The sequence below is a fragment of the Actinomadura montaniterrae genome (assembly GCF_008923365.1).
In the GTDB taxonomy this organism is placed as follows: domain Bacteria; phylum Actinomycetota; class Actinomycetes; order Streptosporangiales; family Streptosporangiaceae; genus Spirillospora; species Spirillospora montaniterrae.
Map to the genome: position 1 here is coordinate 12673 of NZ_WBMR01000069.1, position 11111 is coordinate 23783.

Annotated in this window: 8 protein-coding genes; 4 read left to right on the top strand and 4 right to left on the bottom strand. The window is 73.3% G+C overall.

The window, feature by feature from the left end; translation table 11 throughout:
• Positions 1-87 precede the first annotated feature (87 nt).
• From F9B16_RS23120 to F9B16_RS53910, 3 genes are all read left to right on the top strand, one after another.
• On the top strand, positions 88-351 hold the full coding sequence (locus F9B16_RS23120; RefSeq protein ID WP_151542204.1) for a hypothetical protein: 264 nt from the start codon (positions 88-90) through the stop codon (positions 349-351).
• 95 nt (positions 352-446) lie between these two features.
• Positions 447-1511: a CaiB/BaiF CoA transferase family protein gene (locus tag F9B16_RS23125; RefSeq protein ID WP_151542205.1), complete on the top strand. Its 1065-nt coding sequence runs from the start codon at positions 447-449 to the stop codon at positions 1509-1511.
• 42 nt (positions 1512-1553) lie between these two features.
• Positions 1554-4556, top strand: a complete 3003-nt coding sequence (locus F9B16_RS53910; protein ID WP_318839254.1) for a helix-turn-helix transcriptional regulator — start codon at positions 1554-1556, stop codon at positions 4554-4556.
• A 244-nt stretch (positions 4557-4800) separates the two neighbouring features.
• Here F9B16_RS53910 and F9B16_RS23135 read toward each other — a convergent pair whose 3' ends face one another.
• Positions 4801-5619: a class I SAM-dependent methyltransferase gene (locus F9B16_RS23135; protein ID WP_151542206.1), complete on the bottom strand. Its 819-nt coding sequence runs from the start codon at positions 5617-5619 to the stop codon at positions 4801-4803.
• A gap of 267 nt (positions 5620-5886) precedes the next feature.
• Entirely contained in the window at positions 5887-7854 is a 1968-nt protein-coding gene (locus F9B16_RS23140) for an acyl-CoA dehydrogenase family protein (RefSeq protein WP_151542207.1), read from the bottom strand.
• A 218-nt stretch (positions 7855-8072) separates the two neighbouring features.
• On the opposite strand from F9B16_RS23140, the gene F9B16_RS23145 reads away from it, so the two are divergent.
• Positions 8073-8837 carry an IclR family transcriptional regulator gene (locus tag F9B16_RS23145; protein WP_151542222.1) on the top strand — a complete coding sequence of 255 codons (765 nt, stop codon included), beginning with the start codon at positions 8073-8075 and terminating at the stop codon, positions 8835-8837.
• Positions 8838-8873: 36 nt separating this feature from the next.
• Here the strand turns inward: F9B16_RS23145 and F9B16_RS23150 are convergent, their stop codons facing one another.
• Together F9B16_RS23150 and F9B16_RS23155 are read right to left on the bottom strand one after the other, a co-directional pair.
• On the bottom strand, positions 8874-9668 hold the full coding sequence (locus tag F9B16_RS23150) for an enoyl-CoA hydratase-related protein (RefSeq protein ID WP_151542208.1): 795 nt from the start codon (positions 9666-9668) through the stop codon (positions 8874-8876).
• A 250-nt stretch (positions 9669-9918) separates the two neighbouring features.
• Complete coding sequence (locus F9B16_RS23155; protein WP_151542209.1) at positions 9919-11052, bottom strand: acetyl-CoA C-acetyltransferase; 1134 nt, start codon at positions 11050-11052, stop codon at positions 9919-9921.
• Between the last annotated feature and the right edge of the window lie 59 nt (positions 11053-11111).

An 11111-nucleotide genomic window follows, 5' to 3' on the forward strand; every position in this document is an offset into this window, starting at 1 on the left:
TGACCGTAGTGCCCGTTCCCGAGCCCGCCCGCAGGATCTTGCCAGTAAACACTGGCATTTTCGGGTGAGGGGAGGCAGGATCGGCGCATGAGGAAGGTCACTGCCGCCGTCGCGGCGCTCGCGCTGTCCGGAACGCTGGCCCTCGGCACGCTGCCCGCGGAGGCCGCCCCCAAGCCCAAGGCGACGCCCCAGCAGCTGCCCGCGCAACTCCGGACGCAGGTCGAGCTGGGCTTCGTCGGCTGGGACGACAAGGGGCCGTACGTGGTCTGGGGCGACATGTCGTGCCACATCCACCTGCTCGTGCCGGAGGAGTGGTCCTGGGCCTGGGGCACCGGTCCCTGCTGGTTCTGACCAAGCACTTGCTTGACTGAGCGGTCCGGAGATCGACACGATGGCGGGAGGACGGGCGCCCGCCCGCCGGAGGGCCGAGACCGCGGAGAGATCACATGGCGCCGCTGGACGGACTGCGCGTGCTGGACCTGACCATGTGGCGGCCCGGCCCGTACACCACGCAGCTGCTCGCGCAGCTCGGCGCCGACGTCCTCAAGGTGGAGCCGCCCGGCGGCGAGCCCATGCGGATGTTCCAGGGGCACTTCGACCTGCTCAACCGGCGCAAGCGGAGCATCGTGCTGGACCTCAAGTCCGACGAGGGCCGCGAGCGGTGCCTGGAGCTCGCGAAGGACGCCGAGGTGTTCGTCGAAGGGTTCCGGCCCGGCGTCGCGGACCGGCTCGGGGTCGGCGACGCCGTGCTGCGCGCGCGCAACCCAAGGCTGGTGTACTGCTCGATCTCGGGTTACGGCGCCGACGGGCCGCTCGCGCAGGTGCCGGGGCACGACGTCAACTACCGCGCGTACGCGGCGACGCTGCCGCCGGACGCGGTGTCGCCGTCCCTGGAGGAGCTGCCGGTCGCCGACATGGCCGCCGCGACGATGGCCGCGTTCGCGATCACCGCCGCATGCCTCAAGGCCCGCACCACCGGCGAGGGCGACCGGATCGACCTCGGGATGGCCGACGTGCTCGCGCACTGGACGAGCACCGTCCCGGAGGCGACGCGGCCGCAACCGGTCGAGCCGGCGGCCCCGGCGCCGCACGTGACCGGGCCCGTGCCCGGGTACGGGGTCTACGCGACCAAGGACGGCCTGAAGATCACGCTCGGGGTCGTGTCGGAGGAGCGGCTGTGGGCGGCGACGTGCCGCGCGCTGGGCCTGGACGAGGCGGCGGGCGTCCCGTTCGCCGAGCGGCTCGGCCGGGTCGCCGAGCTGGACGCCGGGGTGGCGGCCGCCATCGCCCGGCTGACCAGGGACGAGGCGATGGAGCGGCTGTCGGCCGCCGGGGCGCCGGTGGCGCCGCTGCTGACCGGCGCCGAGATGCTCGACCTCGATCATTTCCGCGCGCGCGGCGTGCTGGACGCGGGCCCGGTCCGCACCTCGGCGCACCCGCCGCTGCCGGGCGGGCCGGTCGCCGGGCTGGACGAGCACCGCGGTCAGGGCTGGCGCCATCTCACCGACTGATATTCAGGTGGGATTGTCGGATTCATTTGGCATTCTTGTGACGTGAGCGCGCGTGCGATGAGTCCCGTCCTGGTCGGCAGGGCAGCCGAGCTCGCCGTGCTGGAGGACGCGCTGGCGGCCGCCCCCGGCGCGGTGCTGGTCGGCGGTGAGGCCGGCCTCGGCAAGACCCGGCTGATCCGCGAGTTCGCGGCGTCCGTCGGCGGCGGCGGGCAGGCCCGCGTGCTCCTCGGCGGCTGCCTGGAGCTCGGCTCCGACGGCCTGCCGTTCGCGCCGTTCACCACCGTGCTGCGCGGCCTGGTCCGCGACATCGGCATCGACGGGGTCGCGGCGCTCGTCCCGCGCGGCGACACCGGGAGCCTCGCGCGGCTGCTGCCGGAGTTCGGCGAGCCGGAGAGCGACGCCGCGTCCGGCGAGGAGCGCGCCCGGCTGTTCGAGGTGGTGCTGACCCTGCTGGAGCGGCTCGCCGAGCGGCAGCCGGTCGTCCTCGTCATCGAGGACGCCCACTGGGCGGACCGTTCCACCCGCGACCTGCTGTCGTTCCTCGTGCGCAACCTGAGCGTCGCGCCCGTCCTGATCGTGGTGACGTACCGGTCCGACGAGCTGCACCGCGCCCATCCGCTGCGGCCCCTGCTCGGCGGGCTGGAGCGGGTCGACCGGGTGAGCCGGCTGGAGATCACCCGGCTGGCCCGCTCGGACGTCGCGGCGCTGGTCACCGAGGTGCTCGGGCACGCGCCGCCGGCCGGCCTGGTCGACCGGATCGACGCGCGCAGCGAGGGGAACCCGCTGTTCATCGAGGCGCTGCTCGACGACGACGGGACGCTCGCCTGCGAGCTGCCCGAGTCGCTGCGCGACCTGCTGCTGGCGGGCGTGCAGCGGCTGCCGGAGGAGACCCAGGACGTGCTGCGGGACGCCAGCGGCGGCGGCACCCGGATCGAGCACGCGCTGCTGGCGGCCGTGTCGGGGCTGGACGACGCCGCGCTGACCCGGGTCCTGCGCCCGGCCGTCGCCGCGAACGTGCTGGTCGTGGACGGCGACGGCTACGCGTTCCGGCACGCGCTGATCCGCGAGGCCGTCCACGACGACCTGCTGCCCGGCGAGTACACGCGCCTGCACACCCGCTACGCCGAGGCCCTGGAGAACGACCCGAGCCTCGTCCCGTCCGGACGGCTCTGGGTGGAGCTGAGCCACCACTGGAAGGCCGCGAACGACGCCACGTGGGCGCTCGTCGCGTCGTGGCGGGCGGCGGCCGACGCCCGCAAGGCGCTCGCGTACGCCGAGTGCCTGACGATGCTGTCGCGGGTGCTGAACCTCTGGGACCGGGTGCCCGACGCCGCGGAGCGCATCGGCGCCGACCACACCAAGGTGATGGAGGACGCCGCGGCCGCCGCCGACCTCGCCGGCGAGTACGACCGGGGCCTGAAGTTCGCGACCGCCGCGCTGAAGGAGGTCGAGGCGGCCGGCGAGGACGCGATGGACACCGAGCGCTGGGCGTCGCTGCTGGAGCTGCGCGGCCACATGCGCTACGAGATGGCGCGGCCCGGTTTCGTCGACGACCTGCGGGCCGCGGTGAAGGCGCTGCCCGCCGATCCCCCGACCGTGCTCCGCGCGCGCGTCCTCGCGACGTTCGCGACCTATGTGCGCTTCTCCACCGACATCCCCGAGGCCCAGGCCGCGGCGGCGGAGTCGCTGGCCATCGCGCGCAAGCTCGACGACCCGGTCGCCGAGGCGCAGGCGCTCATCACGCTGTTCTGCGCCGACATCGACTACTCCGACTACAGCGCCGCGACGGAGGGCACGCTCGCCGAGATCGAGCGGATCGTCACCGCCGCCGGCAACCACCGGGTGCTGCTGCGCTACTACGTCATCAAGTCGCACTTCCTGGAGGGCGCGGGCCGGCACGAGGAGGCCGCGGCCGTCGCCGCGCAGGGCAAGGAACTGGCCCGCGAGTACGGCGTGGCGCGGACGCAGGGCACGTTCCTGTGCATCAACCAGGCCGAGCCGCTCGTCTCCCTCGGCCGCTGGGACGAGGCCATCGCGGTGATGAACCACGCGATGGAGCAGGAGCCGGCGGTGACGATCCGGACGTCGCTGCTGGTCCTGTCCGGTGCCGTGGCGCTCGCCCGCGGCGACTTCGCCACCGCCCGCGAACGCCTCGCGGGCTCCCGCGAGATCATGCGGCTCAAGATGAAGTGGCTGAAGACGCAGGACTACTTCAGCACCCTGTGGCTCGAGGCGCGGATGGCGCTCGCCGAGGGCCGCCCGCAGGACGTGCTCCCGCCGGTCGAGCGGGTGATCGAGGAGGCGGGCCTGCCCGACGACGCCCGCTACGCGCTGCCGGTGCTGGTCGCGGGCGCCACCGCCTGCGCCGAGATCGGCGCGCCCGCCGCGCCGGTGCTGCGCCGGATCGAGGAGCGCGCCGCGGGCCTGACGATCAGCGGCCCGCTGCAGCGCGCCCACAAGCTCGTCTTCGACGCCGAGGCGGCCCGCGCCCGGGGCGTCCTCGACCTCGCCGCCTGGGACGCGGCCGCCGCCGCGTGGGAGGGGATCGGCAACCCGTACGCCCGCGCGCAGGCGCTCGTCCACGCCGCCGAGGCCGCGCTCGCGGACGGCGACCACGACGCGGCGGCCGCGCGGCTGGGGATCGCGGCGGACATCGCCGCCGGCCTCGGCGCGGAGCCGCTCGCCGGGCAGGTCGCCGACCTGCTGCGCCGGACGCGGGCGCCGCGCCGGAACGGCGCCGAGCCGTCCGCGCCGCTGGGGCTGACCCCGCGCGAGTACGAGGTGCTGCGCCTGGTCGCCGAGGGCCGCAGCAACCGCGACATCGCCGAGGCGCTGTTCATCTCGATCAAGACGGCGAGCGTGCACGTGTCGAACATCCTCGGCAAGCTCGACGTGGCCAACCGCGGCGAGGCCGCCGCGACCGCGCACCGGCTGGCGCTGTTCGCCGGCTCCGCCGCGCGCTCCGCCGCGCGCTCCGGCGGGGGCTCCGCAGCGAACGGGCATGGTTCCGTGGCGGGAGCCCCCCTCCCGGACCCCCGCCACTGAACCGTCGGACCACACGGGAACGGACGTGGCCGGCCTTCACGGGCGCGCACCGCGGAAGCATGCGGTGCTCCTCCCCCCGGAGAGGCGGTCCGCGACCGTTCCGGCCACTTCCCAGTGTGCTCCGCCCATTGCGCCGTGTAACGGGCGACATACCGAAAACGGCGGGCACGAGTTCACATGGTGATGATCTCGTGCCCGCCGGGGCGTCGCCGGGCCGCCGCGCGGGCGCGGGACGGCCGCCGCGCTAGCGCGGGACGCGGGCCACGCAGAAGACGGTCTGCCCGAACGGCGGCCGGACGAGCCGCTCGATGGCGCGGGTCACCGGCACCACCGTCCGGTCGTAGATCTTGACCAGCCGCGGGTCGGGGTAGCCGGCGCCGCCGCGGCGGACCGCGAACCACCAGGCGATCCCGCCGAGGAAGTTGATCGGCTTGAGCACCTCGGGGACGAGGCCGGCCTCGCGGACGGAGGCCTCCAGCGTCGCCGGGGTGTAGCGGGTGACGTGCCCGACCTTGCGGTCGAAGTCGCCGTACAGCTGCATGTAGCCGGGCACCCAGATCACGATCCGCCCGCCGGGCAGGGTGACGGACGCGAGGTCGCGCAGCGCCTGGACGTCGTCCTTGATGTGCTCCAGGACGTTCATCATCACGACGGTGTCGACCTTCTGCCGGATCTCGATCTCGGCCGGCAGCTCGAGGTCGATGACCTCGACGTCGTCGTTGTCCTCGTAGCGCTTGCGCAGCTCGCCGACGCAGTACGGGTCGTTGTCGCTGACGACGAGGTAGTCGAGGCGTCCGGCGAACTGCTCGGAGAAGTGCCCGAGCCCGGAGCCGATCTCCAGCAGGGAGCGCCCGACGTGGGGGGCGACGGTCTCGTACTCGTACTTGCGGTAGTTGCGGGCCTCGTCACCGCCCAGGTGGTTCTCCAGGGCGCCGTCGCCGGCGGCGGGCTGGATGACCTCGCCGTCGCCCGCGGTGGGCGCCGACGGCTCGGGCTTCGGCCCGCTGCCGAGGAGGTTGAGTAGGGTGCCTGCGATGGACTTCTTCTGACCAGGTTGCTGCATACTTCCCGCTCGCTGGGTGCGTTGGCGTTCTGCTTGTTTTCGCCGGATCGACGGACCGGATCCCTCGGGATGGTCTGATCTCTGGCGCAAGGTCGGGACAGTCTACCCACCCGTACGGAACCGGAATGCCCGGCGTTCGGGAATCGGCCTACGGAATCGGCGACCGGTCTGTCCCGGTGTGACCGGTCCCACGGACCGGCGACCGGGACACGCCACCGTAGCGCACGGCGGCCCGGCGGTCACGCACCGCAGGTCGGCGCGGTCCTCTCAGCCGATGGTGCGGTGCACGCTCGGCCGCTCGCTCGGCCCTGGTTCGGCGGGCGCTATCCACGGACCGGGAATGGAGGGGTCCAATACGCCTTCCTCGACCCAGGCGAAATCTCCGGCGAGGACGGCGCGCGCGAGTTTCACGTCCATCTCGTCGGTGTTGCGCCACAGCCCGTCGAAGAGTTCCTCGACGCGGACGCGCGCCTGCCGGCAGAACGCGTCGGCGAGCAGCACCGCGGACGCGCCCGGAACATTGGCCTCGCCCGCGCCGTCGACAATGGATCCGGAAAGCGGACCAAGGCCGGAGGAATCGGCATTGGCGCGCACGCACACGGCGCTCATCGCGAACAGCTCGGCGCCGATGTCGACCATCCGGCCGAGGAACCCCTGCTTGTACTCCAGCTTGCCCTGCCAGCGGCCCGCCGCGTAGAAGATGGACCGGGCGAGCTTGCGGGAGGCGCGCTCCACGTACCGCAGGTGCTTGGCGAGCGCGCCGAACTCGGCGTACGCGTTCGGCCGCTGCCCCGCGCCCGTCACCAGGGTCGGCAGCCAGCGCGCGTAGAACCCGCCGGCCTTCGCCGCCGCGCGCGCCTTCGTCGCGGCGGACGCGTCGGGGTCGATGACGTCGCCCGCGACGGACAGGTGCGCGTCCACCGCCTCCCGCGCGATCAGCAGGTGCATGATCTCGGTGGAGCCCTCGAAGATCCGGTTGATCCGCAGGTCGCGGAGCAGCTGCTCGGCGGGCACGCCGCGCTCGCCGCGCGCGGCCAGCGACTCGGCCGTCTCGAAGCCGCGGCCGCCGCGCAGCTGGACCAGCTCGTCGGCGATCCGGCAGGCCATCTCCGACGACCACAGCTTCGCGAGCGCCGCCTCGATCCGGATGTCGTTGCGCTCGTCGTCGGCGAGCTGCCCGGACAGGTCGAGGATGGCCTCCAGCGCGTACGCGGTCGCGGCGATGAACGCGACCTTGCGGGCCACGGCCTCGTGCTCGCCGACGGGCCGCCCCCACTGCACCCGCTCCCGCGACCACTCGCGGGCGATCTTGGCGGCCCACTTGCCGCTCGCCGCGCAGATCGCGGGCAGCGAGAGCCGCCCGGTGTTCAGCGTCGTGAGCGCGATCTTCAGGCCCGCGCCCTCCGCGCCGATCAGGTTCGCCTTCGGGACGCGCACGTCGTGGAAGCGCGTCACGCCGTTCTCGATGCCGCGCAGCCCCATGAACGCGTTGCGGTTCTCGACCGTGATGCCGGGCGCGGCCATGTCCACGATGAACGCGGAGATGCCGCCCTTGTGCCCGTCCGACTTCGGCACCCTCGCCATGACGACGACCAGGTCGGCGACGACGCCGTTGGTCGTCCACAGCTTGACGCCGTTCAGGACGTAGTCGTCGCCGTCGGGGACGGCGGTGGCGCGCAGCCGCGCCGGGTCCGAGCCGACGTCGGGCTCGGTGAGCAGGAACGCGCTGATCTGCTTGGCGCACCGCGGCAGCCAGCGGTCCTTCTGCTCCTCGGTGCCGAACATCTTCACCGGCTGCGGGACGCCGATGGACTGGTGCGCCGACAGCAGCGCGCCGAGCGCCGGGCTGACCGACCCCACGACCATCAGGGCCCGCCCGTAGTAGAGCTGGCTGAGCCCGAGCCCGCCGTACCGCTCGGGGATCTTCATGCCGAGCGCGCCCATCTCCCGCAGCCCCTCGACGACGTCGTCGGGGATGCGGGACTCCCGCTCGATCAGCGCGGGGTCGATCCGGGTCGCGCAGAACTCGGTGAGCCGCGCGAGGAACGCCTCGCCGCGCCGCCGCGCGTCGTCGTCCGGGCGGGGATGCGGGTGGACGAGGCCGAGCCGGAAGTCGCCGAGGAACAGCTGCCTGCCGAAGCTCGGCAGCCGCCATTCGGTCTCCCGGGCCTCCTCGGCGACCCGCCGGGCGGTCCGCTCGTCGACGGTCGTCTGGCTGCGACTCGGCTGGCTCATGCCGGCTCCTCGGAAGCGATTCCCGCTGCTCCCGCCCGCCCTCCGGGCGGCAGCCCTGGGGGTCTGGGGGATCCGCCCCCAGAGGTTGCACTGTCCCGAAGTTACTCCCCGGTCGGCCCGCCGTGTACTCCTCCGCCGCGCGGGCGTGTCGCGGCCGCCAGGGCCGAGTACCGGCAAAGCCCTTGACCCGGCCGGGCCGGAGGAGTTCGCTGTGCGTGATGGATGAGACACGCAGACCCACTCTCATCGCCTCGGTGCAGCGGGCCCTGCACCTCATGGAGGTGGTGGCGTCGCACCCGAGCGGCGCGCCGGCCAAGCAGCTGGCCCGCGAGGCCGGGCTGCCCCTCGCCACCACCTACCACCTGCTGCGCACCCTCGCCTACGAGGGCTACGCCATGCGGCTCCCGGACGGCGTCTGGGTGCTCGGCGACCGCGTCCAGTCGCTGCACGGCCGGAGCCGGACGCAGCAGCTGCTCGCCCGCGTCCGCCCGACGCTGATCGCTCTCCGCGACGAGCTCGGCGTCGCGTGCTACTTCGGCATGCACGTCGACGACGAGATCCGGCTCATCGACATCGCCGACGGCCCGCGCGCGCCCCGCGTCGACCTGTGGGTCGGCTTCGACGAGTCCGCGCACGCGACCGCGCTCGGCAAGTGCATGCTGAGCCAGCTGGACGAGGAGCGGCGCCGCGACTACCTGTCCCGGCACCCGCTGGTCGACCTCACCCCGAACACCATCACCGAGCCGGCGCGGCTGCTGAGCACGCTCAGCTCGCCCTGCGGGCTCTCCCTCGACCGCGACGAGTACGCGCTCGGCACCGGCTGCGCCGCGGTCCCGGTCACGGACGCGACCGGCACCGCGATCGGCGCGCTCGCCATCTCCTGCCGCACCGGCAAGCTCTCCCGGATCGAGAAGTCCGCCGACCGGATGCACGCCCGCGCCGCCGAACTGCAGCGGACGCTCACCCTCACCGCCGTCTCCTGACACCGCCGGCGCCGCCGGCGCCCGTCGCGCGCGCGGTCAGCGGCCCTGGAAGTCGGGGGCGCGGTTCTCCAGGAACGCCGTGATGCCCTCCTTGGCGTCCTCCGTCGCGGCCAGCCCGACGAGCTCGGACAGCAGGTGCTCCACCTGGTCCTCCAGCGGGCGGCCCTCGATCGCGAAGAACGCGTCGCGGCCGCGGCGCAGGCCGAGCGGGCTCTTGGCGGCGATGGTGCGGGCCAGCTCGTCCACCCGCGCGTCCAGCTCGGCGCGCGGCACCACCTCGGTGACCAGGCCGATCTCGCGGCCCTCGGCCGCGGTGATCCGCTGCCCGGTGTAGTAGAGCCGGAACGCGTGCTTCGGCGCGACGTTCCGGTTGATGATCGCCATGATCATCATGGGCCACAGGCCCACGTTGACCTCGGGGGTGCCGAGCTTCACGTCGTCGGCCGCCACCACCAGGTCGCAGGCCGCGGCGAGGCCGAGCCCGCCGGCGACCGCGTGCCCGGCGAGCCGCGCGATGATCGGTTTGCCGAGCTTCGGGAACGCGGTGAACAGCCGGAACGGGGCGCTCTCGCGGATCGCGCCGGCGTCCGCGACGGACCGCCCGTCCGCCTGCGCCCGGCCGAGCCCGCCGAGGTCGGCGCCCGCGCAGAACGCCCGCTCGCCCGCCCCCGTCAGCACGATGACCCGGACGCCGTCGTCGGCCTTCGCCCGCTCGAACGCGTCGAGCAGCTCGTCGATCATCTGGTCGCTGAGCGCATTGCGGGCGTCGGGCCGGTTCAGCGTGATCCGCGCGACCCGCTCCGCGACCTCGTAGACGATCGTCTCGTACATATTCCTCTCCCCGCGGTGCACCGGCACGACCCGGCCATCATCCTCCCGCGCCAACGCCCGTGGCCCACCCCCGAACCGGGGATGGGCCACGAAGGAACGCCCAGCCGTCATGCGAGCGCGTTATCTGACCGGTGGGGGCGATGCCGAAGGCGAGCCCCCACCGGGAAGCTCGCGAAGCGAGGTCGCGCTCGCCCAATCGCGGTCAAGGGGCGAGCCGCCAGGCGAGCCCCTTGGGCCGGGATTGCAGAAACTAGAGACGCTCGATGATGGTGGCGTTGGCCTGGCCGCCGCCCTCGCACATCGTCTGCAGGCCGTAGCGGCCGCCGGTGCGCTCCAGCTCGTGCAGCAGCTTGGTCATCAGGATGCCGCCGGTCGCGCCCAGGGGGTGGCCGGTGGCGATGGCGCCGCCGTTGGGGTTGGTCTTCTCCAGCGACGCGCCGGTGTCGTGCGCCCACGCCATCGGGACGGGGGCGAACGCCTCGTTCACCTCGAACACGTCGATGTCGTCGATCTTGAGGCCGGACTTGGCCAGCGCCTTCTCCGTCGCCGGGATCGGGCCGGTCAGCATGTAGACCGGGTCCGAGCCGGTGAGCGCGAGGGTGTGGATGCGGGCGCGCGGCGTCAGGTTGTGCTGCTTGACGGCCTCCTCGGAGGCGATGAGCAGCGCCGACGAGCCGATGGAGATCTGCGAGGACACCGCGGCGGTGATGACGCCGCCCTCGCGGAGGGTCTTCAGCCCCGCCATCTTCTCCAGCGTGGTGTCGGGGCGGGCGCCCTCGTCCTTGGTCAGCCCGGCGAGCGGGGCGATCTCGCGGTCGAAGTAGCCGGCCTCGATGGCCTTGGCGGCGCGCCGGTGGCTCTCGAGCGCGAACTTCTCCAGGTCCTCGCGGGTGAAGCCCCACTTCTCGGCCATGAGCTCGGCGCCGCGGAACTGGGAGATCTCCTGCTGGCCGTAGCGCTCGCCCCAGCCCTCGCCGTACGGGAAGTCGAGGCCCTGGACGATGGTGGCGCCCATCGGCACCTTGGCCATGTGCTCGACGCCGGACGCGATCACCAGGTCCTGGGTGCCGGACAGCACGCCCTGCGCGGCGAAGTGGATCGCCTGCTGGGAGGAGCCGCACTGGCGGTCGATGGTGACGCCGGGCACGCTCTCCGGCAGCCCGGCCGACAGCCAGGCGGTGCGCGCGATGTCGAGGGCCTGCGGTCCGGCCTGCATGACGCAGCCCATGATCACGTCTTCGACCGCGGAGGGGTCGACGCCGGTCCGGTTCACGAGCTCCTTGAGCACGTGCGCGCCGAGGTCGGCGGGGTGCACGTCCTTGAGGGCGCCCTTCTTGGTACCGACGGGGGTACGGACCGCGCCGACGATGTACGCCTCGGCCACTACGCCTCCAAAATTCTGGGGTTCCGTCCCGAAACCGAGTGAGATTCGGTCGTCAGTAT

Coding starts and splice junctions, on each gene's coding strand:
- F9B16_RS23140 (WP_151542207.1), bottom strand. CDS start 7,854: ATGAGCCAGCCGAGTCGCAGCCAGACGACCGTCGACGAGCGGACCGCC.
- F9B16_RS23135 (WP_151542206.1), bottom strand. CDS start 5,619: ATGCAGCAACCTGGTCAGAAGAAGTCCATCGCAGGCACCCTACTCAAC.
- F9B16_RS23125 (WP_151542205.1), top strand. CDS start 447: ATGGCGCCGCTGGACGGACTGCGCGTGCTGGACCTGACCATGTGGCGG.
- F9B16_RS23150 (WP_151542208.1), bottom strand. CDS start 9,668: ATGTACGAGACGATCGTCTACGAGGTCGCGGAGCGGGTCGCGCGGATC.
- F9B16_RS23145 (WP_151542222.1), top strand. CDS start 8,073: ATGGATGAGACACGCAGACCCACTCTCATCGCCTCGGTGCAGCGGGCC.
- F9B16_RS23120 (WP_151542204.1), top strand. CDS start 88: ATGAGGAAGGTCACTGCCGCCGTCGCGGCGCTCGCGCTGTCCGGAACG.